Source organism: Amycolatopsis sp. NPDC004625 (genome assembly GCF_040609695.1).
In the GTDB taxonomy this organism is placed as follows: Bacteria; Actinomycetota; Actinomycetes; order Mycobacteriales; family Pseudonocardiaceae; genus Amycolatopsis.
Genome location: NZ_JBEXKX010000031.1, coordinates 100,102 through 122,672 on the forward strand (window position 1 = coordinate 100,102; position 22,571 = coordinate 122,672).

At 71.5% G+C, this 22,571-nt stretch carries 19 protein-coding genes; 10 read left to right on the forward strand and 9 right to left on the reverse strand.

The features are described from left to right. Complete coding sequence (locus ABZW17_RS30710) at positions 1–975, forward strand: TNT domain-containing protein (RefSeq protein ID WP_354821979.1); 975 nt, start codon at positions 1–3, stop codon at positions 973–975. Then, positions 975–1,235, forward strand: a complete 261-nt coding sequence (locus tag ABZW17_RS30715) for a hypothetical protein (protein ID WP_003105220.1) — start codon at positions 975–977, stop codon at positions 1,233–1,235. Before ABZW17_RS30710 ends, ABZW17_RS30715 begins: the two co-directional genes overlap by 1 nt. A gap of 43 nt (positions 1,236–1,278) precedes the next feature. On the opposite strand, the gene ABZW17_RS30720 is transcribed toward ABZW17_RS30715, so the two are convergent. After that, complete coding sequence (locus ABZW17_RS30720; RefSeq protein ID WP_354821982.1) at positions 1,279–4,521, reverse strand: GH92 family glycosyl hydrolase; 3,243 nt, start codon at positions 4,519–4,521, stop codon at positions 1,279–1,281. Between the two features lie 134 nt (positions 4,522–4,655). Further along, entirely contained in the window at positions 4,656–5,441 is a 786-nt protein-coding gene (gene hisN, locus ABZW17_RS30725) for a histidinol-phosphatase (protein ID WP_354821985.1), read from the reverse strand. Positions 5,442–5,483: 42 nt separating this feature from the next. Between hisN and ABZW17_RS30730 the strand changes: the two genes are divergently transcribed. Then, positions 5,484–6,179, forward strand: coding sequence for a response regulator transcription factor (locus tag ABZW17_RS30730; RefSeq protein WP_003105231.1), 696 nt, complete (start codon positions 5,484–5,486; stop codon positions 6,177–6,179). A gap of 3 nt (positions 6,180–6,182) precedes the next feature. Further along, a complete protein-coding gene (locus ABZW17_RS30735; RefSeq protein WP_354821988.1) occupies positions 6,183–7,466 on the forward strand; it encodes an ATP-binding protein in 1,284 nt (427 codons plus the stop codon). Here ABZW17_RS30735 and ABZW17_RS30740 read toward each other — a convergent pair. The 6 genes from ABZW17_RS30740 to ABZW17_RS30765 form a co-directional block, all read right to left on the reverse strand. After that, positions 7,463–8,095 (reverse strand): response regulator transcription factor, encoded by a 633-nt coding sequence (locus ABZW17_RS30740; RefSeq protein WP_354821991.1) that lies wholly within the window; start codon positions 8,093–8,095, stop codon positions 7,463–7,465. The genes ABZW17_RS30735 and ABZW17_RS30740 overlap by 4 nt on opposite strands. Before the next feature lie 103 nt (positions 8,096–8,198). Further along, a complete protein-coding gene (locus ABZW17_RS30745; RefSeq protein WP_354821994.1) occupies positions 8,199–8,843 on the reverse strand; it encodes a response regulator transcription factor in 645 nt (214 codons plus the stop codon). Between the two features lie 20 nt (positions 8,844–8,863). Further along, positions 8,864–9,712 carry an NAD(P)H-binding protein gene (locus ABZW17_RS30750; RefSeq protein WP_354822045.1) on the reverse strand — a complete coding sequence of 283 codons (849 nt, stop codon included), beginning with the start codon at positions 9,710–9,712 and terminating at the stop codon, positions 8,864–8,866. Between the two features lie 11 nt (positions 9,713–9,723). After that, positions 9,724–11,016, reverse strand: coding sequence for an MFS transporter (locus tag ABZW17_RS30755; RefSeq protein WP_354821997.1), 1,293 nt, complete (start codon positions 11,014–11,016; stop codon positions 9,724–9,726). A 229-nt stretch (positions 11,017–11,245) separates the two neighbouring features. Continuing rightward, positions 11,246–11,773: a GtrA family protein gene (locus ABZW17_RS30760; protein WP_354822000.1), complete on the reverse strand. Its 528-nt coding sequence runs from the start codon at positions 11,771–11,773 to the stop codon at positions 11,246–11,248. A 90-nt stretch (positions 11,774–11,863) separates the two neighbouring features. After that, positions 11,864–14,065, reverse strand: coding sequence for a sigma-70 family RNA polymerase sigma factor (locus tag ABZW17_RS30765; RefSeq protein ID WP_354822003.1), 2,202 nt, complete (start codon positions 14,063–14,065; stop codon positions 11,864–11,866). A 269-nt stretch (positions 14,066–14,334) separates the two neighbouring features. Between ABZW17_RS30765 and ABZW17_RS30770 the strand changes: the two genes are divergently transcribed. From ABZW17_RS30770 to purE, 5 genes are all read left to right on the forward strand, one after another. Then, complete coding sequence (locus ABZW17_RS30770; RefSeq protein ID WP_354822006.1) at positions 14,335–15,180, forward strand: GGDEF domain-containing protein; 846 nt, start codon at positions 14,335–14,337, stop codon at positions 15,178–15,180. A gap of 71 nt (positions 15,181–15,251) precedes the next feature. Continuing rightward, entirely contained in the window at positions 15,252–16,595 is a 1,344-nt protein-coding gene (locus tag ABZW17_RS30775) for a glycosyltransferase 87 family protein (protein ID WP_354822009.1), read from the forward strand. Next, positions 16,570–17,778: a glycosyltransferase 87 family protein gene (locus ABZW17_RS30780; protein ID WP_354822012.1), complete on the forward strand. Its 1,209-nt coding sequence runs from the start codon at positions 16,570–16,572 to the stop codon at positions 17,776–17,778. Before ABZW17_RS30775 ends, ABZW17_RS30780 begins: the two co-directional genes overlap by 26 nt. Before the next feature lie 13 nt (positions 17,779–17,791). Beyond that, the gene (locus ABZW17_RS30785; protein ID WP_354822015.1) at positions 17,792–18,976 is read left to right on the forward strand and encodes a 5-(carboxyamino)imidazole ribonucleotide synthase; all 1,185 of its coding nucleotides are present in this window, start codon (positions 17,792–17,794) and stop codon (positions 18,974–18,976) included. A gap of 12 nt (positions 18,977–18,988) precedes the next feature. Next, positions 18,989–19,486, forward strand: a complete 498-nt coding sequence (purE, locus tag ABZW17_RS30790; protein WP_354822018.1) for a 5-(carboxyamino)imidazole ribonucleotide mutase — start codon at positions 18,989–18,991, stop codon at positions 19,484–19,486. A 53-nt stretch (positions 19,487–19,539) separates the two neighbouring features. Here the strand turns inward: purE and ABZW17_RS30795 are convergent, their stop codons facing one another. Next, entirely contained in the window at positions 19,540–21,216 is a 1,677-nt protein-coding gene (locus tag ABZW17_RS30795) for an AMP-binding protein (RefSeq protein ID WP_354822021.1), read from the reverse strand. Between the two features lie 107 nt (positions 21,217–21,323). Between ABZW17_RS30795 and ABZW17_RS30800 the strand changes: the two genes are divergently transcribed. Further along, positions 21,324–22,481, forward strand: a complete 1,158-nt coding sequence (locus ABZW17_RS30800) for an acyl-CoA dehydrogenase family protein (protein ID WP_354822024.1) — start codon at positions 21,324–21,326, stop codon at positions 22,479–22,481. Positions 22,482–22,571 lie beyond the last annotated feature (90 nt).

Below are 22,571 nucleotides of genomic sequence, written 5' to 3' on the forward strand. Positions count from 1 at the left end.
ATGGGTGTGACCGAGCCTTCCGAGGCGGGCTCCGAACCGGTCGAGGCCGACCTCGACACCGGGCCGGTGCAGCTGCCCGGGTACGGCCTGGCGGATTCGGGCGCCTTCGAAGAGGCGCCGACCCCGCCCTCGGGCAACCCCGCGGCGTGGCCGCACGCGGTGTCGCCGTTGCTGCCGCCGTTCCCGCTGCCCCCGGCGCCACCACCACCGGCCCCGCCGCCCCCGGTGCCGGCCGGGCCACCGCCGCCGGTGGCCGGCCCGCCGATGAGCCCGGGGTCGCCCGCGCCGCTGCCGCCGCTCGGTTCGCCGCGCACGGAACGGGAAAGCATCGTCGCGCTGTTCCTGGTGCACATGTTCCCGATCGGGCACCTGCCGGTGGCGATGGACAAGCCCGCGCGCCAGCTGCCGCTGCCCGAAGACCCGGACGGCTTCCCGCCGAACGACCACCCGGACGCCCGGCTGATCTTCGACGACCAGGCGCTCACCAACGTCACCGCGGGTTTCCGCCGCTCGCCGACCGCGCCGTCGCGGCCGGTGCCGCGGCACCTGACCGCGGGGTACGTGCCGTACGCCAGGGCGACGCAGGCGGTGTGGATCCGCCGGTTCGTCGTCGGGCACAGCGAACTCGGCCCCGAGTACGCGTGGCCGCCGGGCGAGCAGTTCCCCGAGAGCAGCGTGGACCACCCCGAGCCGGTGATGGTCCCGGCCGACACGGTCCTCGACCGCTTCGGCCCGGCGTACGGCCGGGTGCTGTTCGAAGACGGCACGCCGTTCGCCGAACGCTCGCTGCCGCCCGGGACGCTGGACGCCGAGTACCGCCGGTACGTCGTGGTGCGGGCGGTGCCGATGTGGCGGTCGGAGACGGCGAACTGGTTCGGCCAGGTCGGCGGCGGCACCCGGTACCGTGCCCTGCTGGCGGCCGACGAACTCGTGACCCTCGGCTACCTCGCCGAGGCCAAGGGGGAAGAGGACTGATGAACACCCAGTCGATCCAGCGGTGGCTCGGCGTGCTGGGCGTGCCGCCGGAGGTCGTCTCGCTCGGCGCCGAGGTCGACAACGCCTGGTGCCTGATGCAGGGCGAAGACGAGGCGTGGGAGGTGTTCTGGCGCGAGCAGGGCAACCGCTACGACTGGGCGCGGTTCACCAGCGAACAGGTGGCGTGCCACTACCTCTTCGGCCGGCTGGCCTGGGCACAGGTCGCCCGCGGCGCCGTCGGCCTGCTGCCCGGGTCGTGAGTGAGAAACAGGGTTAGAACACTGTTTCTCACTCACGACCTCGTCAGGACACCGCGTAGGTGAAGATGTGTGCCTGGCCGGGTCCGGTGGACGGCGGGAGGGTGATCGACCGGACCTGCTTCGCCGGGTCGAGGGCGATCGGGGCCGTCGCGAACAGGTACGACGTGTACGGCCGCTGGAGCCGGAACATGTACCTCGGGAACGCCGAATTCACGTACGGCACCGACGCGACGACCGTGTTCCCGAACTGCGGCGTCTCCGCGCCGCCCTGCAGCAGCCATTCCGAGAGGCCCAGGGAACCCTGCTGCGTCGAGCCGTCGGTGTAGGTGACGGTCACGGTGCCCTGCGCGTCACCACCGGTCGCCGAACCGAGGAACGACAGCTTCGTCGCGCCCTTGGCGGCGTTCACCGCAAGCGTTTGCCCTGAGGCGATCACGTTGTCCGGCGACTCGGCCGGGCTCGCCGGCCAGGTGAACTCCCGCACCTTCGCGCCCGGTTCGACGCCGCTCTTGGCCAAGCCCTGCGCGGAGTAGGCGAACTGGCCCGGGTAGAGGTCCGTCTCGCCGAAGTCGCCGTACTGGACGAACCGGTCGTCCGTGACGCCGACGTTCGTGGACGCCGCGTGCAGCGTCCCGGGCTTCCCGACGGTCACGGGCAGGTATGACGGAAGCTGACCGCTGAACGTCACCGGCACACTCGTGTACGCGTCGGGCGTTCCGGCGGCCGCGGTGACCCGCACCTGCTGTGACGCGGTCCCGTGCGCGCCCGCGGTGAGCGTCCCGCTCGACGGCGTCACGGTGATCCCGGCCGGCGGTTTCACCTGCCAGGACACCGTGCCCGCGCCGGTGATGCCTTCCGCGATGACCGTGGCCGTGGTCGCCGTGCCGGGCGCGACCACGACCCGGCCCGGGCCGACGCGCCCGCGCACCCCGACTTCGCCGTCGCGGAACGACGGCGGGACGTCGGCCGCGCCCGAACCCCACGACGTCGGCGACGCGCCGAGCGTGAAGTCCAGCCGGCCGCCGTTCACCGCGAACGACTCCGGCAGCCACGGTTTCGTGCTCGGCCTGCCGTCCAGCCGGAGGCTCTGCACGTACTTCACCGAGCTGGACGCGCCGGGCGCGGTGATCACGATCCGCTGCCCGGTCGCCCGCGTCACCGTGATCTTCGGGAACATCGGGCTGGCCAGCACCATTTCCGCGCGTCCCGGCGCCTCCGGGTACATCCCGAGCGCCGCGAAGACGTACCAGGCCGACGTCGCACCGAGGTCGTCGTTGCCGGGCAGGCCGTCCTCGGACGGTTTGAACAGCAGTTCCGCCGAGCGCCGCACGATGTCCTGCGTCTTCGACGGCGCACCCGCGTAGGCGTACTCCCACGGCACCTCGAACGACGGCTCGTTCGACATGAACGCGTACGGCGAACTGGCGTCGCTGTTCAGCTTCGTGAAGAAGAAGTCGAGGCGCTTCTGCACGGCGGCGTCCCCGCCCATCGCGTCGAAGAGCCCGCGGACGTTGTACGGCACCATCCACGTGTACTGCGCCGCGTTGCCCTCCTGGTAGCGCATCTCCTGGTACTGCGCGGGATCGAACGGCGAAAGGAACTGGCCGTCGCGCATCCGGGTCTGCAGGTAGCCCGTCGCGGGGTTGTAAACGTTCTCCCAGTACTGGGCCCGGCTCATGAACTGGCGGTACACGGCCTGGTTGCCGAGGCGCTGGGCCAGCTGGGCGATGCCGAAGTCCGCCGTCGTCTCCTCGAGCATGTCGGAGACGTTGTTGGGGTGGTAGCCCAGCGTCAGGTAGTCCGACAGGCCCGGCCGTTCGAGCGCGCGCTCGCCCGCCTGCTGGACGCGGGTGGCGCCGTTGACCATGGACTTCAGGGCGTGAGACGCGTCGAAGTCCGTGGCGCCGAAGGCGTACGTGCTGGCGATGATCGAGTGGTACGGGTCGCCGCCCATAACGCCCATGAAGTCGTTGTTCTGCGACCAGCGGTCCCAGATCCCGCCCGCCTGGTCGGCCTGGTTGAGCATCGACTGCGCCATGTCGGCGGCTTCGTGCGGGGCGAGCAGCGACAGCAGCTGGACCTCGTCGCGGTAGGTGTCCCAGCCGGAGAAGTTCGCGTACTGCGCGTGCCCCGCCTTGGTGCGGTGGATCGCCTTGTCGAAGCCCGCGTACCGGCCGTCCACATCGGAAAAGACGTTCGGCTGCATGAGGGTGTGGTAGAGCGCGGTGTAGAACGTCCTGGTCGCCGCGTCCGTGCCGCCTTCGACGGCGATCTGGCGCAGCCGGTCGTTCCAGGTCCGGCGCGCGTCGGCCTTGACGGCGTCGAAGGACGCGCCGTGCTGCTCGGTGGCGAGGTTCAGCCGGGCGCCGGCCGCGTCCACATAGGACAATCCGACGCGCACCTGCACCGGTGTCGCCGGGTCGAAGGTCAGGTAGGCGCCGGAGCCGCCGTCGGCGGTGACGACCTGCTTGTCCCACGTCGTCTTGCTCAGGTTGCCGCCGCGGGCTGTGGTGCCGCCGGGTGTCACGGTGGCGTTCTGCCAGGTCCCGGACGTCCGGAACGGCTGGTCGAAGGACGCGGTGAAGAACACCCTGTACGTGTTGGGGCCGCGGCAGAAGTGCCCGCTCGACACCCAGCCTTCGACGGTCCGCCGGGCGGGGTCGACGGTGACCGAGGCGTCGTCGCTGCCCATCGCGGACTGGGCGACGTCGATCAGGAGCGTGGCGGGGGCGTCCTTCGGGAAGGTGAAGCGGCCGAGGCCGGAGCGCTGGGTCGCGGTCAGTTCGGTGGTGATGCCGGAGTCCGTCTTCACCTGGTAGTAGCCGGGGGACGCGGACTCGTCGGCGTGGCTGAAGCCGGGAAAGTACTTCGTCGCGTCGACGGCCGGGGACGTCGAGATCTGTCCGGCGAAAGGCAGGAACGGCACGTCACCCGCCGCGCCGCCGCAGCCGGCGCCGTTGAAGTGGGTGAGGCTGAAGCCGCGGAGCCGGTTCTCCTCCCAGGCGTAGCCGCCGTCGCGGTCGCGGGCGTAGTAGCGGCCCTGGCCGGCGGGCGGCTTGGGCTGCAGGGGCGTGTCGGGGCTCCACTGCACCATGCCGAACGGGACGTCGGCGCCGGGGAACGTGTCCCCGGCGTAGGTGTTGGTTTCGGGGGTGTCGCCGGCCTTGGCGCCGACGAACGGGTTGACGTAGGCGGCGAGGTCGCGGTGCTGGGTGGTGTCGGCGGCCGCGGGGGCGACCGCGCTGACGAGGGGGACGATCAAAGCCGCGGTGACGACTCTGCGCATGCTCTTCCTCCCGGAGTGAGCGGGCGACCCGGGCTGACAACGTTGTCAACGGACCGGGTGACCCGGCGAGCACTGGGAGTGAACCACCGGTGGTTCAGACCGGTCAAGAAGTTCCCGCCGAGCGGCCCATCCGGTTACCGCTTGAGGACCGCCAGCGCCTCGTCGTGCAGCCGGCCGTTGGTCGACAGCGCGCTCCCGTTGTCGTAGCGCGCGACGCCGTCCAGGTCGCTGAACCGGCCGCCGGCCTCGGTGACGATCACCTGCGCCGCGGCGACGTCCCACGGGTTGACGATGCACTCCGCCGCGACGTCGAGGGCACCCTCGGCCACCAGCACGTGGTGCCAGAAGTCGCCGAACGCGCGGGTCTCCCAGCAGGCGTCGACGAGGCCGAGGTACTTCTCGCGCGAGTGGTACTCGGTCCACGAGTTCAAGTCCGTTGTGGACAGATAAGCGTCCGAAAGGGACGAAACCTTCGAAACCGACAGCTGCCGGGTGCCCGCGGAATCACTCGAAAAAGCCCCGGAACCGGTGGCCGCCCACCAGCGACGGCCCAGAAGTGGCGCGCTGATCAGGCCGACGACCGGGTCGCCGTCCACCACCAGCGCGATCAGGGTCGCCCAAACGGGTACTCCGCGGAGGAAGTTCTTGGTCCCGTCGATCGGGTCGAGCACCCACGCCCGGCCGGTCGCCGCGGATCCACCGCGCTCTTCGCCCAGCACGGCGTCTTCGGGGCGCTCCGCCGCCAGCAGCGCGCGGATCGCGTCCTCCACTGCGGTGTCCGCGTCGGTCACCGGAGTGCGGTCGGGTTTGCGCTCCACCGCCAGGTCCAGGGCGCGGAACCGCGCCGTCGTGATCGCGTCGGCGGCGTCGGCCAGCCGGGTGGCGAGAGCCAGATCATCTTCGTAGCCAGGCACGGTCACGATGGTTTCACGCCCCGCCGCCGTACAGTTGGCCAGGTGAGCATGGTCCTACTTGCCGAAGACGATCCGGCCATCGCCGAACCGCTCTCCCGCGCCCTCGAACGCGAGGGATACGAGATCCACGTCGTCACCGACGGCCCTTCGGTGCTCGACGCCACCGCCGCCCAGCGCGTCGACCTGCTCGTGCTGGACCTCGGCCTGCCCGGGATGGACGGCCTGGAGGTCTGCCGCCGCCTCCGCGCCGGTGGCACCGAGCTGCCCGTCCTGATGCTCACCGCCCGCACCGACGAGGTCGACTTCGTCGTCGGCCTCGACGCGGGCGCCGACGACTACGTCGCCAAGCCGTTCCGGCTCGCCGAGCTGCTGGCCCGGATCCGCGCGCTGCTGCGCCGCCGGGTGCCCGAGGTGCTCGAAGCCGGCGGCGTGCGGATGGACCTCGGCGCCCGGCTGGTCACCGTGGACAACCACGAGGTCCAGCTGGCGAACAAGGAGTTCGAGCTGCTGCGCGTGCTGATGAGCCGCGCCGGGCAGGTCGTCAGCCGCGACGAGATCCTCGCCGAGGTCTGGAACGACCTCGAGTCGAAGACGTCCAAGACGCTCGACATGCACATGTCGTGGCTGCGCCGGAAGCTCGCCATCGCCGCCGACGAGGCCGCCGGGCGCACCAGCAAGACCCACGACGGCGAGCGGCGGATCGCGACCGTCCGCGGCGTCGGCTTCCGCTTCAACGCCGAATAAGCCGTGCGCCGCCGCATCCTGCTGGCCATCCTGCTGGCCGTCGCGGTCACCGCGGCGGTGCTGGGCATCCCGCTGGGCATCGTGGCGAGCTGGCAGATCGAGTCGAGCTACCGCGAGACGCTCGCGGAGAACGCCCGCGCGGCAGCGGCGATCCTCGACACCGAAATCGCCAACGGCCAGGAGATCGACCTCGACCAGGTGCGCGCGGCGGTCCCGGCGAACGGCCTGCTCACCGTCCGGGCCAGCGGTCAGACCGAGAAGCGCTACGGCAGCAGCCCGGGCCAGGACACCGTCACCGAGACGGCCGACCTGGCCCGCGACGGCAAGGTGGAGATCGCCGTCCCGGCCGGCCCGATGCACGAACGGCAGACCACCGTGACGCTGGTCGTCGTGCTGCTGGTGCTGCTCTCGGTGGCCACCGGTGCGGTGGTGGCGATCGCGACGGCCCGGCGGCTCGCGAAGCCGCTGCGGCACGTCGCCGAGCGCGCGGCCCGCCTCGGTGGCGGTGACTTCCGGCCCGACCCGAGCCGCTACGGCGTCGGCGAGCTCGACATGGTCGCCGAAGCCCTGGACGCGTCCGGCACCGCGCTGGCCCAGCTCGTGCAGCGCGAACGCCAGCTCGTCGGGGACGTCTCGCACCAGCTGCGCAGCCGGCTGACGGCGTTGCAGCTGCGGCTGGAACCGCTGACCGTGCACCCGGACGACGAAGTGGCCGACGAGTCGAAGGCCGCCCAGGAGCAGGCGGACCGGCTCGCCGAGGCCCTGGACGAGCTGCTGGCGGCGGCCCGCGCGGCGCGCGAGGTCGGCGCGGAACCGGTGGACCTGCCCACGCAGCTGCCCGAAATGGCGCAGGAGTGGCGCGAGCTCCTTCGCTCGGAGGGCCGCAACCTGCGCACGCGGGTGGCCGACGGGCTGATGGCCCGCGCTACGCCCGGCCGGCTCCGCGAGGTCATCGGCGTGCTGCTCGACAACGCGCTGCGGCACGGCTCGGGCACGGTCACCCTGATCGCCCGCCGCGGCGACGCCGAAGGCACGGTGGTGATCGAGGTCAGCGACACCGGCTCCGGCGTCCCCGACGAGCTCGCCCCGCACATCTTCGAACGCGGGTTCTCCGGCGGCGGTTCGACGGGCGTCGGGCTGGCGCTGGCCCGGGCCCTGGTCGAGGCGGACGGCGGGCGCCTCGAACTGTCGAACCGCCGTCCGGCCGTGTTCAGCCTCTTCCTCAAGGTGCCCCGGCCCAGCGACGTCCCCGAAGTGCGCTGGCCCGCCGAGCGCGTCCCGCGTTAGATCAACCCCTCGCGCAGCGCGTACGCGACCGCGTGCGACCGGTTGCGCAGCTGGAACCGGTTGGTCACGTCGTGGAGGATGCTCTTCACCGTGCGCTGCGAGTAGCACAGCTCGTCGGCGATTTCCTGCGTCGAGTACCCCGACGCGACGAGCTTGAGCACCTCGGTCTCCCGGTCGCTCATGCCGCCCAGACGCAGGCCACGCGGCTGCAGCACTTGGCGCTGCAGCCGCGAAACCCGGGTGAGCAGCCGGCCGAGCAGGTCGGGCGGCAGCGCGCCTTCCCCGGCCGCGGCCGCCTTGACCAACCGGACGAGCACCTCCGGCCCGGCGTCGGTGCGGCGGGCGACCGCGCAGACCCCGTGCTCGACGGCGTTGAGGATCTCGTTGTCGTCGACCTCGCCCGCGACCAGCACGATCTTGGTGAAACCCTGGTGGTGCAGGGTGGACAGCAGCCGCGTCATCGGTTCGTCGAGCCGGTCGGTGACCAGCAGCGCGACCAGGGCCGGGTCGGGCGGGTCGCCGTCCACCACCCGGACGTCGTCGCGCGAACGCAGCGTCATGCAGACGCCGTTGTGCAGGATCGGATCGGTGGCGCGGACGACCACCGGCGTCCGGTCGGATTCGAACATCGTTCCCCCATTTCCCCTCGAAACGGTGCCGGCCCAGCCTGCCCGCTCCGGTGTCCCGGGCGCATGGGACCGGCGTCCCGATGTTGCCCGGGTGGGCTGCCCTTCAGGACTGGCCGAGGCCGGCGTCGCGGGCCCGGACGATCGCCTCGGCCCGGTCGGCGACGTGCAGCTTGGCGAAGACGTTCGAGATGTGGTTGCGCACGGTCTTGGGGCTCAGGCACAGCGTGCCGGCGATGACGGCGTTGCTGTGCCCGGCCGCGATCAGCGCGAGCACCTCGCGCTCGCGCCCGGTCAGCTCGGGGAACACCGGCTCGGTGGCCGCCGGCTGGGTGAAGAAGGCGAGCACGCGGTTCGCGATGTCGGGGCCGAAGATCGCCTCCCGCCGGGCGACCGCCTGGACGGCGCGGATGATCTCGTCCGGCTCGGCGTCCTTGAGCAGGTAACCCCGGGCGCCGGCGCGCATCGCCGCGAAGACCGACTCGCTTTCGTCGGCCATCGTCAGCATCAGCACGCCGGTGCCCGGGTTCGCGGCCACGATGTGCCGCGCCGCCTGGATCCCGGACAGGTCGGGCAGGTGCAGGTCCATCACCACGACGTCCGGGCGCAGGGCGGCGGCGGAGGTGACGGCGTCGGCTCCGCCGGCGGCCTCGCCGACGACCTCGATCCCGGGTTCGGCGGCGAGCAGCGTGCTCACGCCCATCCGGAACAGGGGGTGGTCGTCCACGACGAGGACGCGCAGGTCGCCCATCCGCCCTCACCTCCGCCCCGTCACTCCTGGTGATGGTACGCGGACGCGTTCTCCCGTGCCCAGGCCACGAACGTGCGTGCCGGCCGCCCGAGCACGCGTTCGACGGTGTCGAAGACGACGTGCTCGTGGGCGGCGGACTCGCGTTTGAGCGCGAAGAAGCCGTCGACGGATTCGGCGGGCCAGCCGTAGCGCCGCATCATCCGTTCGCGAGCCGCGCTTTCCGGCTCCTCGACGTACTTCACCGGACGGCCGATCGCGTCGGACAGGACGGCGACCTGTTCTTCGGTGGTCAGGGCTTCGCCGCCGGTGAGCTCGTAGGTCGCGCCTTCGTGAGCGGACGTGGTGAGGGCGAGCGTCGCGACCTCCGCGATGTCGCGGACGTGCACCAGCGCGGACGCCGGGTCGCCTTCGGGGACGTACACGGCGTTCTCCTCGAGGACCGAGCCCACCCACGCGAACCGGTTGTCCATGAAGGCGCCGGGCCGCAGGATCGTCCACTTCGGACCGGCCGTGCGGATCGCCTCCTCGGCTTCGGCGTGGGCGCGGGTGATCGGATCGGTCTGTCCGAAGTGGACGCCCGTGGTGGACAGCTTGACGAGGTGGGTGACGCCGGCCCGGGCGGCGGCTCGGGCCACCGCCGCTTCGCGGTCCGCGCTATGGCCCTGGGTCAGCACGAACACGCGGTCCGAGCCGTCCAGGAGCGCGGGCAGGTCCGCGGTGTCGAGGTCGCCTCGGACGACTTCGGCGCGCGGATCGATGCGGGCCTTCGCGGGGTCGCGGGTCAGGGCGCGGACGCCGGCACCGGCGTCGAGCAGGGCGGGAACGAGGGCGCGGCCGACCTTGCCGGTGGCGCCGAGGACGAAGATCATCATGGTTTCTCCTAGCGGTGGAGCGGGATGTGGGGCAGGGCGAGCGCCGTGACGAGCCCCAGGGCGAGCACGGGCAGCAGGGCGAGGAAGACGCCGTGGGTGCTGCCGGCCTGGTAGGCGACCCCGAGTGCGACCGGGCCGAGGGCCGAGCCGAGCGTGCGGGCGAGGTTGACGCCGGCGGCGACCGCGCCGCGGTCGGCCGGTGGCGCGGTGTTCTGCGTGGCCATGGCGAGGACCTGGAGGTTCAGCCCGGCCGCGACCCCGAAGACGACGAGGCAGCCGAGGATGGCGGGCAGGCCGTCGAGGGTGCGCAGGCCGAGCACCGCGAGCAGGCCGAGGGCCATGCTCAGCCGCGGTGCCCAGCGGTAGTGGCCGGTGCGGGCGATGACCCTGCTCGCGACGACCGACGCGCCCGCCACGGCGAGCGTCATCGGCACCAGCCGCAGCCCGCCTTCGGCCGGGCCGGCGTCGGCCTGCAGCAAAATCGCGATGTAGTTGACCGAGCCGAGGAAGGCGAACCCGGCGAACACGCTGAGCACGACCGACACGCTGAACGTCCGGTCGCGGAACAGGCGCAGCGGCAGCACGGGTGCTTCGGCCTTGCGCTCGACGAAGACGAACGCGACCGCGGCCGCGGCGCCGAGGGCGGCCGACCACGGCGTCAGCAGGGTGAACCCGGTGATCGCGACACCGAGCAGGATGACCCCGGCGAAGTCGAACGGCGCTTCCCGGCGCCGTTTCGGCAGGTCGAGCGCGGTGAGGCAGGCCAGGGCGACAAGCCCGAGCGGCAGGTTCACCAGGAAGATCGACCGCCAGCCGGCGATGCCGGTCAGGAAGCCGCCGACGACCGGACCGGCGAGCGAAGAGACGGCGAAGCAGATCGAGAACCACCCGAAGTACTTCGCGCCTTCGCGAGGCGTGAACATTTCGCCGAGCGAAGCGCCGACGGAGACGAAGATGCCGCCGGAGCCGGCGCCCTGCAGGACCCGGCCGGCGATCAGCGCCGGGACCGAAGGTGCGAACCCGCAGGCGAGCGAACCGAGCAGGAAGAGGGCCAGTGCGCCCAGGAGCACGCGTTTGCGCCCGAAGACGTCACCGAGCTTGCCGGACAGCGGCGCGGTGACGCTGCCGGCGAGCAGGTAGGCGGTGGTGACCCAGGCGTAGGCACCGGTCCCGCCGAACTCGCCGGCGACCCGGGGGAGTGCGGTGGCGACGACCTGGGCGTCGAGCATGCCGAGGAAAACGGACAGAAACAGGCCGGTAAGGGCGGTTTTTTGGGCGCGCGGAGGCGCGATTGTGGTCAAGGAATGTCCTCGTGGAGAAGGGACGGATGAGGCGGACGTGCGTCAGGCACGTCCCGTCGAGTCGGGAAAAGGCTCCATCGTCATCCGCGGCCGGATGCGACCTCTTCGCGCTCGGAAACCACCTCGAATCGTCCCGCTCGCCCGGCCGAACCCGGGCGGCGTCATCACGGAGGAACAACTGACATGGATGACAGTAAACAACTACATGTCAGAAGACAAGTACTTTTGCTCAGCCGATGCGGGAGGCCGATTCGCCGTCCCGCCGCCGCTCGCCCAGCTCGTCCGGGAACACCCACTTCTTGAAGCCCCAGAAGCGGAAGAACATGGCCAGCAGCATGCCGATGATCGAGCCGCTGAGGAAGTCCGCGACCTCCTGGACCAGGAACGTCACGTGCGGGACCTCGAGGTCGAGCACGTACCGCGAGACGATCAGGGGGATCAGGTTGACCCCCACCGCGATGCCGCTGATGACGAAGAACAACGCCGCTTCGTGGTGCCGCTCGCGCCCGCCGCGGGTCCGGAAGGACCACTCGCGGTTGAGGATGTAGGACACGATGGTCGCGACGATGATCGCGATCGCCTTCGCCGTCGTCGGTTTCGGCTCGAGCACCGTCAGCTTCAGGGTGTACCAGACCCCGTTGTCGACGAGGAACGTCGTGCCGCCCACGATCGCGAACTTCAGCAGCTCCCGGTGCTTGATCAGCACCGAACGCAGTGGTTCCGGCGTGCGCTTGAGCACGGTTTCCACAACGGTCACACCACGCAGTCTAGGAGAACTCCGCGGTGGCCAGTGGTCCAGGCGGTCCGGCTGCCGTGAATGTCCGGATCGGCGGCGAAAATTCCGCCGCTAACCGGTCAGCCAGCCGAACGCCTTTTCGGGGCTGACGGTCGGTGGCCGGTCGCCCGGTTTGCCGGTCGGCCGCGGGGGCGCGCTCGTGGTGGTCGTCGACGTCGACGGCTCGGTCGTCGGCTCGGGCTTCGTCGTCGCCGGCGGGGTCGGCGTCGGTTTCGACGGCGTCGGCTTGGTGGGTTTGGCCGGCGTGGTCGACGGCGTCGTCGTCGGCACCGGGTGGTGGTCGCACCAGCGGAGGAAGCAGCCGAAGTCGATGGTGACCGGCTTCGCCGCCGCCTTGCCGAGCTGGGCGGTGATCGTCACCCGGCCGCCCTCGGGACGGCCCTTGAGCCGCACCCACAGGTTGACGTGCTGGCCCGGCGCCAGCGCGCTCTTCGTCGTGCAGCTGGCGCCGTTGCCGTCCGGGGTGCACGGGAAGGCGCGCAGGCTCCACCACTGCCAGAGCGGGTGGTCGAAGGTGACCGTGACCGGTTTCGTCGTCTCGCCGGTGTTGCGAACCCGCACGTAGACCAGCGGGTTGCGGGTCCAGGGGAACGCCGAAAGGCCGTCACCCTGCGCCTCCAGGACCACGGCGTCCGGCGGCTGCTTCACGGTGACCTTGACGCTCACGTTGACGGAGATGTGCACGCCGGCGGTGACCGAGCCGGTCACCGTGCCGCCTTCGGCGTCCTCGTCGGCCTGGAGCCGGAAGTTCAGCGTCGCGCTCTGGCCGGGTTGCAGGCCCGAGCCGGTCTTGCAGACGACCGTGCCGTCGCCGCCGGGGCAGTTCACCGAGATCGGGCTGCCGGCCTGCGCACGGGCCATCGGTGCGCCGCCCCCGCCGGTGTCGACGGCGTGCACGCCCCGCGGCAGGTTCAGCGCGGCGGCCACCGGTTCGGACGGGCTGCCGCCGTCGTTGCGGACGGTGATCGGCAGGTTCGCCGCCGTGCCCGGGCTGAGCTCGACGCCGTCCGGCGGGGTCGTCGCGGACATCGACGGCGGCGCCGGGGCGGGCGGGGCCGGCGTGGGTGCCGGCGGGGCGGGCGGCGGCGGTGCGGGCGGCTCGACCGGCGGTGCCGCGGGTTCGACCGGCGGTGTGGCGGGCGCGGCCGGCGGTGCCGGTGGCGCGGGCGGGACCGGCGGCTGCGGTTTCGGGGCCGGTGGTTGGGCCGGCTGGGCCGACGGCGGCGGCTGCTGGGCGGCGACCGGGATCTCCTGCGCCCCGCCGCCCGCGGTGAGCGCTATGACGACGGCCGCGACGACCGCCGCGCCCGAGGCGGCGACCCCGGCGAACTGGCGGGGCCCCGCGGCGGCGGCACCCGCGGCCGCACCGGCCTTGCCGCCGGCCGCCGCGGCTCCGGCGGCCGCCGCGCCCGCGGCCGCCGCCGTGGCCGCGCTCGCCTTCGCGGCACCGATGGTGGCGAGGTAGCCCAGCGCCGCGCCGCCCAGGACGATCGGGGCGATGATCGCGCGCAGGCCGCCGTTGACGTCGGCGAGCTCCGCGGCCAGCGCCCGGCAGTTCTCGCACTCGTCGAGGTGGTTCTCGACCTGGGCGCGTTCCCGCTTCGACAGGCCGTCGCGGGTCCACGCGCCGAGCCGCTCGGCGCACGCGCGGCAGCGTTCCTCGGCGTTCTCCTGCAGGTGGACCTGCAGGTACGCCTGGCGCAGGCCCTCGCGGGCGCGGTAGGCCAGCGCGGAGACGCCGTTCGCGGTCAGCCCCAGCAGCGGGGCGACCTCGGCCGGGCTCTGCTGCTCGATCTCGGTGTGCCAGAGCACCGCCTGCCAGCGTTCCGGCAGCCGGGCGAACGCCTTCGCGGCCATCGTCCGCTCGAGCCCGGCGACCGCGGTGTCGGAGAACGGCACGGTCAGCGCCTCGGCCGCGGCCCCGCCGACCTCGGTCATGTCTTCGTTGAGGTCGACCCGGCGTTCCTTGCGGGTGCGGTCGTACGCGGTGTGACGCAGCGCGGTCAGCAGGTACGCCCGGAAGGCGGTGTCCGGGCCCTTGCCGCCACGGAGCGTGTCCAGCACCTTGGCGAACGCCTCGGACACGAGATCGTCGGCTTCGGAGCTCGAGCGGGCCAGCTGACGGGCCAGGTTGTGCGCCGCGCCGGTGTGCCGTTCGTAGAGTGTCCCGTACGAAGCGAGCTGCCCGGAGCGGACTTCCGCAATCAGCTCGGCGTCACTCTTTCCGCTGAGATCGGCGGGAACGGTGGACACGGCACTCCTCGGTCGGCTAGAGCCAGGACCTGCCATTACAGGCGGATCCGGGACGCGAGACCAGTGTGACTGACCCTCTCCGGCTGGTCACGTCGTGGTCGGGGTGATGACTCCGACGGCGGAGCAAAATCACCCACCCCCGGTGTCCGCCGGGGAAAGCCGCGAGACAAAAACTGGTCAGTACGCGTCACGGTGTCCGTCAGGCGACGTCCTCACCGTGAAGCACCGAGCAAGATCGTTGCGAACCGGACGAAAGGGGCGGGTGGCCAGTGGATGTTCCGGCTACGCGCTCCGGCGCCGGTGACACTCCGCCCGCCAAGCCCGACCGCGATGCCCCGCTGCGTGCGTTGCGGGCGCGGTGGCGCACGGCGAGCCTGGCCGCGGGCTGGCGGTTCCCCAACGACTGGGCGCTGCCCGAGGTCGACGCGGTCTGCGCGGCCGTGATGGCCAAGGGCCGCGTCGAGGCCGCCGAAACCGCGCTGGCCGGGCTGGCCCGGGCCCGCGCGGCGGCCGGGGCGGGGCTCGCGGAGACCCTCGCCGACCTGGCCGCGCTGCACGCGGTCTTCGGCCACGACGGCGACGGGTTCGTCGCGCCCGACGTCGACGCCGCACCGGCCCGGCTGGTCCGGACCACCGCGCTGGCCTGGGCGGACGTCGCCACCGACCAGCTCGTGCACACCGAGGTCACCGACCCGCTGACCGGCCTGCCGTCCGCCGCCTACCTGCGCACCCGGCTCGCCGAGGTCTACCAGGCCGCCGCCGCGCGCGAGCGGCCCGCCGCGGAGGACCACGTGCTGCTGGTCGTCTCGCTCGACCTCACCGCCGTCGCCGGGTTCCCGCGGCTGACCGGGATGATCCTGGTCGCGGACGCGCTGCGGGCGGTGTTCGACAGCGGCCAGAGCGTCGCTTCGCTGGGGCCGTCCGTCGTCGCGGCCTTGGTCCCGAAGGACGAGCGGGTCGCTTCGCACGGCGTCGCGCTGCGCCGGGCGTTGCACGAGCGGCTGTCGGTCGACGCGCAGCTGGCCGACATCGGCCGCCCGCGCGTCTCGGCGGTGCGGCTGCCGGCCACCCACGACCTGGCCTGCGACCTGCTGGCCCACCTGGCGCGCGCGTAGAACGCCGGAAAAGTCGGGTTTCGCCAGGACCCTTCTGACCTGGACGGGGCCGGTCATGATTTCCTGATGGGGTGACCCGGACCGTACCCACCGACGTCGACGGCGAAGTCGCGGCCAGATCCCAGCACCGCCTGGCCCTGCGGAAGTCACTCGCCCGCCTCTCCGTCCGCCCGCGGTCGATCCTGATCCTGTCGGTGATCCCGCTGGTCGCGATCGGGTACGGCATCTACGGCTGGCAGCACGACTGGGTGCTCGGCGTGGACAGCGCGGTCTACCGCGCGGGCGCGCTGACCCTGCTGCACGGCGACTCGCTCTACGACGCCAACACGCTGCCCAACGAGCCGTGGTGGGCGCTGCTGCCGTTCACCTACCCGCCGACGGCGGCGCTGATCTTCGTCCCGCTCGCGGCGTTCCCGACGCAGATCTCGTGGGGCCTGATCACGGCCGTCTCGCTGGGGGCGATGGCGCTGTCGATCCGGATCGCGATCGGCGCGCTGCCCCGCCCGCCCGCCGACGGGCCGCGCTGGTGGGCCTCGCCCGCCCGCTCGACCATCGTGTTCTTCCTGGTCTTCCTCGGCCTCGAGCCGGTGTGGCGGACGATCTTCCTCGGCCAGATCAACCTGATCCTGATGGCCATGATCCTGCTGGACATGCTGGTCATCGGCGCCCGCGGCAGCCGTTGGGGCGGCGTGCTGGTCGGCGTCGCGGCGGCCATCAAGCTGACGCCGCTGGTGTTCCTCGGGCACCTGTTCATCACCGGCCGCCGCAAGGACGCGCTGCGCGGGCTGGCGACGTTCGTGCTGCTCCAGGGCCTGATGTTCCTGATCAACGCGCACGATGCGGCGAAGTACTGGACCGTCACGCTGCCCGACACCGGCCGGATCGGGCCGGTGCACTGGGCGGGCAACCAGTCGCTGAACGCGCTGATGAACCGGGCCACCGACCTGGCGCCGTGGGCGTCGAAGGCGGCCATGGGCATCGGCTTCCTGCTCGCCATCCCGGCCTTGTGGCTGCTGGTGCGCTTCCACCGCAAGGGCCAGGCGCTGGCGGCGCTGCTCGTCACCGCGTTCTGGACGCTGCTGATCTCGCCGATCTCGTGGACCCACCACTGGGTGTGGGTGATCCCGCTGATCGTGCTGCTGGTTTCGCGGCTGCCGAAGACCACCCCGAAGACGGCGTGGAAGCGCTGGGTCGGGACCGGCCTGGTCGCGTTCGTGTTCGTCAGCTGCGTGCTGCTGATCCTGCCGAACGGCCGCAACGTCGAGCTGCACTGGAAGGTGTGGCAGAACGTGCTGGGGGACGCCTACATCCTGATGCCGGTCGTGCTGGCCGCGGCGCTCGCCCTGCGCTGGGGCCTGCAGCGGCGGGCGCGGAAGAAGGCGGCCGCGGATGCCGACGTCCCCGCCGGGGTCTGAGGCGCGCGCCGGACGCCTCGCCGCCGGCGGGATCGCGCTGCTGGTCCTGGCCTTCGGCGTGGTCGCCTGGCTGGCGGGCTGGCACCTGGGCGCGGACAGCGCCGTCTACCGCGCGGGGGCGTTGACGCTGGTGCACGGCGACCCGCTCTACACGCGGGACGTGCTGACCGCGCTGCCGGACTGGGTGCGGCTGCCGTTCACCTACACGCCGGCCGCGGCGCCGCTGTTCCTGCCGCTCGCCCTGGTGCCGTCCGGCCTGGTCTGGGGCGTGATCACGTTTTTGTCGGTGGTCGGTCTTATGGTCGTCATCACGGTGGTTTCGTCGCCGCCGGGGGGCTCGTCGCTTCTGGGAAGAAGCCGGTGGGCCCTGCCGGCGGGAACGGTCATCGCGCTGGCGCTGGAACCGGTGTGGAAGACGCTGTTCCTGGGCCAGATCAACTTGATACTGATGGCGTTCGTGGTGCTGGACGTCCTGGTGCTCTCGGCGCGGCGGTCGCGCTGGGCGGGCGTGCTGATCGGCGTGGCGGCGGCGATCAAGCTCACCCCGCTGATCTTCGTGCCGCACCTGTTCTTCACGGGCCGGTGGAAGGACGGGCTGCGGGCCCTGGGCACGTTCGTGGCGCTCGAAGCGGTGATGTTCGCGGTCATCCCGGTCGACGCGGCGCGGTTCTGGCGGGATTCGGCGACCGACCCGAGCCGGGTCGGGTCGGTGCACTGGATCTTCAACCAGTCGCTCAACGGGCTGGTGAACCGGGCTTCTTCGCTGGCGTCGTGGTCGCTGGTGGCGGCGGTCGGGGTGGCGGCGGTGCTGGCCGTGCCCGCGGTGTGGCTGGTCGTGCGGCTGCACCGGCGTGGCGAGGAGGCGGGCGCGCTGCTCGTGACGGCGTTCTACGGGCTGCTGCTGTCGCCGGTGTCGTGGTCGCACCACTGGGTCTGGTGCGTGCCCTTGATCACGCTGCTGGTGGTCAAGGCGCGGTGGTGGGCTGCGGCGGCGGTCACGCTGCTGTTCGCTTCGCAGATCGTGATGCTGGTGCCCAACGGCGGCGACCGGGAGTTCGGCTGGGGCCTGGGCTGGTCGGTCCTGGGCAACCTCTACGTCCTCGCGGCGGCGGCCGGGATCCTCGGGCTGGCGGCGCGTGAATTTCGGCTGGTCCGGCGGTCACCCCAGGTCGTGACCGTTTAGGCTGACTGGCGCTATGGACAAACACACCGGTCTGCCCGTCGTGGGCATGGTGGGCGGCGGCCAGCTGGCCCGGATGACCCACCAGGCGGCGATTTCCCTCGGCCAGTCCCTGCGCGTGCTCGCCGCGGGGGAGAACGAAGCCGCCGGGCTCGTCGCCGGCGACGTCACCCTCGGGCACCACACCGACCTCGACGCGCTGCGGAAGTTCGCGGCCTCGGTCGACGTGCTCACCTTCGACCACGAGCACGTGCCGGGCGAGCACCTGCTGACCCTGGCGATGGAGGGCTTCGTCATCCGGCCGGCGCCGACGGCGCTCGGTTTCGCGCAGAACAAGCTGGTGATGCGCGAGATGATGGCCGGCCTCGGCGTGCCGGGCCCGGCGTTCGCCGAGGTGTCCACTGTGGACGACGTGCTGGCCTTCGGCGGCGCGCACGGCTGGCCGGTGGTGCTCAAGGCGTCGACCGGCGGGTACGACGGCCGTGGCGTCTGGATGCTGGACACCGCGCAGCACGCGCGTGAGACCGTGCCGGAGCTGCTCGACGCGGGCACGGCGCTGCTGGTTGAGGAGAAGGTGGCGATGCGGCGGGAGCTGTCCGCGCTCGTCGCCCGCTCGCCCTTCGGCCAGGGCGCGGCGTACCCGGTGGTCGAGACCGTCCAGGAGGGCGGCATCAACACCGAGGTCCTGGCGCCGGCGCCGGGGCTCGACGACTCGCGCGTGCACGAGGCGCAGGACCTGGCGTTGCGGGTCGCGTCGACGCTGGACGTCACCGGCCTGCTGGCGGTCGAGCTGTTCGAGACGGACACCGGGCTGCTGGTGAACGAGCTGGCGATGCGCCCGCACAACTCCGGGCACTGGACGATGGACGGCTCGCGCACGTCGCAGTTCGAGCAGCACCTGCGGGCGGTGCTCGACTACCCGCTGGGCCGGACGGACCTGATCGCGCCCGCGTGCGTGATGGCGAACGTGCTGGGCGCGTCCGAGCTGCCGGAGATGGGGCCGGACGAGCGCCTGCACCACCTGTTCGCGCGGTACCCGGAGGCCCGGGTGCACCTCTACGGCAAGCAGGAGCGGCCCGGTCGCAAGCTCGGCCACGTCAACTTCACCGGCGAGCGCATGGAGGACCTGCGCAACCGCGCGCTGCTGTCGGCGCACTGGCTGTCCCACGCCGTCTGGCTCGACGGCTACGAGATCCACTAGGGAGTGACGGGTATGGCGCCGCAGGTGGGCGTGATCATGGGCAGCGACTCGGACTGGCCGGTCCTGGAGGCGGCGGGTGCGGCGCTGGACGAGTTCGGCGTCGAGTACGAGGTCGGCGTCTACTCGGCGCACCGGACCCCGCAGCGCATGCTGGACTACGCGACCTCGGCGGCGTCCCGGGGCCTGAAGGCGATCATCGCGGGCGCGGGCGGCGCGGCCCACCTGCCGGGCATGGTGGCGTCGGCGACCGTGCTCCCGGTGATCGGTGTCCCGGTCCCGCTGAAGTACCTGGACGGGATGGACTCGCTGCTGTCGATCGTCCAGATGCCGGCCGGTGTCCCGGTGGCCACGGTCTCGGTGGGGGGCGCGCGCAACGCCGGCCTGCTGGCCGTGCGCATCCTGGCGGCGTCGGACGAGGGGCTGCGCGCGAAGATGGCGCGGTTCCAGGCGGACCTGGAGAAGCTGGTCCTGGAGAAGGACGCGGCCCTGCGCGAGAAGACGGGCCACTAGCCCGCGGCCCCCGCCCCCGCCGCCGCCGCGAAGGGCGGCGCGGGGGGACTCCGTCAGCCGTCGAGGTTGCCGATCAGCTGCTGCCGCAGCTCGCGCTTGAGCACCTTCCCCGCGGCGGAAACCGGGATCTGCTCGACCACGTGGATCTCCCGCAACCGCTTGTACGGCAGCACCTTCTCGTTCACCGCGGCCATCAGCTCGGCCGCGTTCAGCTCGCCGCGCGGGACGACGAAGGCGACCGGGAGCTCGCCGACCTCGGTGTCCGGGCGGCCGACCACCGCGGCCGCCGCGACGCCCGGCATCGTGATCAGGAGCTCCTCCAGCTCGCGGGGGAACACGTTGTAGCCCTTGTACAGCAGCATGTCCTTCTTGCGGTCCACTATGGACAGGTAGCCGTCCGGGTCGAGGATGCCGATGTCGCCCGTGTGGAGCCAGCCGTCGACCAGGGCGGCCGCCGTTTCCTCCGGGCGGTTGCGGTAGCCGAGCATGATCTGGGGGCCGCGCAGGCAGACCTCGCCCTTCTCGCCCGGCGGCAACGGGTCCTCGCCGCCCTCGGCCGGGACGATCTTGACCTGCGTGTCGAAGATCGGGATGCCCACCGAGCCGACCTTGCGGGTGCCCGACCGGTACGTCGGCGAGATCACCGCGCCCATCGTCGCCTCGGTGAGGCCGTAGCCCTCGGAGACCACTACGTCCGGGAAGCGCTCGCGCAGCGCGTTGATCATCGCGTGGTTCATCGGGGCCGCGCCCGAACCGATCGACCGGACCGACGTCAGGTCGGCCGTCCGGAACGACGGCGTCGCGAGGAGCGCGGCGAACAGGGCCGGGGCGCCGCCGATGCCGGTGATGCGCAGCCGCTCGGCGTCGGCGACGTACGCCGCCGGGTCGAACCTGGAGTGGAGCACGATCGTCGTGCCCGCGATCACCGCCGCGTTGAGGCCGCCGATGATGCCCATCGCGTGGAACCACGGCGTCAGGTTGATCGCGACCCCGGTGCCCAGCCGGGTCGGCCACTCGTCCTCGCTGCCGACCTGGTCGAGCGTGACGTCGCCGTGCGCGTCGAGCGCCGGGACCGAGCCCGAGCCCCAGCAGGCGTGCTGGAGGGTGTTGACCACGACGTTGCGGTGCGACAGCCGCACGCCCTTCGACCGGCCGGTCGTACCGCCCGTGTAGGCAAGGTGGGCCAGGTCGTCGGCCAGTGCGAACTCGACGGACGGGCGCGTCTCCGGCTGGTCCGCGCCGAACGCCTCGAACTCGGTGGCGCCCGCGGGCAGGTCGCCCGTGGGGTGCACGACCACGGTGAACCGGGCCGGGATGCGGTCGGCGACGCTCGCCAGCGCGCCCGCGACCGGGCCGAACGTCACCACCGCCGCGGCCTCGCAGTCGGCGAGCTGGAAGGCGAGGTCGTCCGGCGGGAGCAGCGGGTTCGCCGGGCTGAAGGTCGCGCCGGCCAGCAGCGTGCCGTAGTAGGCGACCGGGAACGCCAGGCAGTTCGGCAGGTGCAGGGCGACGACGTCGCCGCGGCCGATGCCGCGCTCACGCAGCGCGTTGGCGAACCGGCAGGCTGCGCGGTACGTCTCGGCGAAGGTGAGGCTGCGGCCGTCGTGGGCGAAGGCGGTCCGGTCGCCCCAGCGCGCGGCACCCGCCGCCAGGATCGAACCGACCGGGACGTCGGGGTAGTCGAGGGAGGCGGGCAGACCGGGCGGCGTCGTCGGCGCGGTGATCGGCATCACTCGACCATACGAATTCTGCGGTCAACGCCACAAGGACGACGCAGGTGAACGAGCGCTAACATCGACTGAACCCCCTCCCGACGTTGCAGAGAAGGTGACCGGAAGTGACCGACGGCCTGTACCAGCTTGCCGAGGAGCACGAGGAGCTGCGGGCCGCGGTCCGGGCCCTGGCCGAGAAGGAGATCGCGCCGTACGCGGCGGAGGTCGATGAGAACGAGCGTTATCCGATCGAGGCGTACAACGCGCTCGTGAAGTCGGGGTTCAACGCCGTCCACATCGGTGAGGAGTACGACGGGCAGGGTGCTGACGCGGTCGGTGCCTGCATCGTGATCGAAGAGGTGGCTCGGGTTGACGCTTCCGCTTCGCTGATCCCTGCGGTGAACAAGCTCGGTACTCAGCCGATCATCCTGTCGGCTTCGGAGTCCGTGAAGAAGCTCGTTCTGCCTTCTATTGCGTCCGGTGAGGCTTCGGCGTCCTATGCCCTTTCGGAGCGGGAGGCCGGGTCGGATACCGCTTCCATGCGGACCCGGGCTCGGCTTGACGGGGATCACTGGGTGCTGAACGGGACCAAGGCCTGGATCACCAATGCCGGCGAGTCGTCCTGGTACACCGTTATGGCCGTTACCGATCCTGAGGCCGAGAAGAAGGCCAACGGGATTTCGGCTTTTGTCGTTCACAAGGATGATCCCGGGTTCTCGGTGGGGCCGAAGGAGAAGAAGCTGGGGATCAAGGGGTCTCCTACTCGGGAGATCTACTTCGAGAACTGCACTATTCCCGAGGATCGGATCATCGGTGAGCCGGGGACTGGGCTGAAGACGGCTCTTCGTACCCTGGACCACACCCGGCCGACGATCGGTGCTCAGGCGCTGGGGATCGCCCAGGGTGCTCTTGATGCTGCTGTTGCTTACGTGAAGGATCGTAAGCAGTTCGGGAAGTCGATCGCCGAGTTCCAGGGTGTTCAGTTCATGCTGGCCGACATGGGGACAAAGATCGAGGCTGCTCGTCACCTCGTGTACGCCTCTGCTGCTGCTTCCGAGCGGGGGGACAAGCGGGCCGGGTTCATGGCTTCCGCTGCCAAGGCTTATGCCTCCGACATCGCGATGGAAGTTACGACTGATGCCGTTCAGCTGTTTGGTGGGGCCGGGTACACCCGGGACTTTCCTGTTGAGCGGATGATGCGGGATGCCAAGATCACGCAGATTTACGAGGGTACGAACCAGATTCAGAAGGTTGTCATGGCTCGTTCGTTGCTGAAGGGCTGATTCCTTCTGGGGTGCCACCCCGAAGCTTGATTGTGACTACGGCCGGCGACAGGTTGTCAAGGCGGGAAAGATGCCTTGACAACCTGTCGC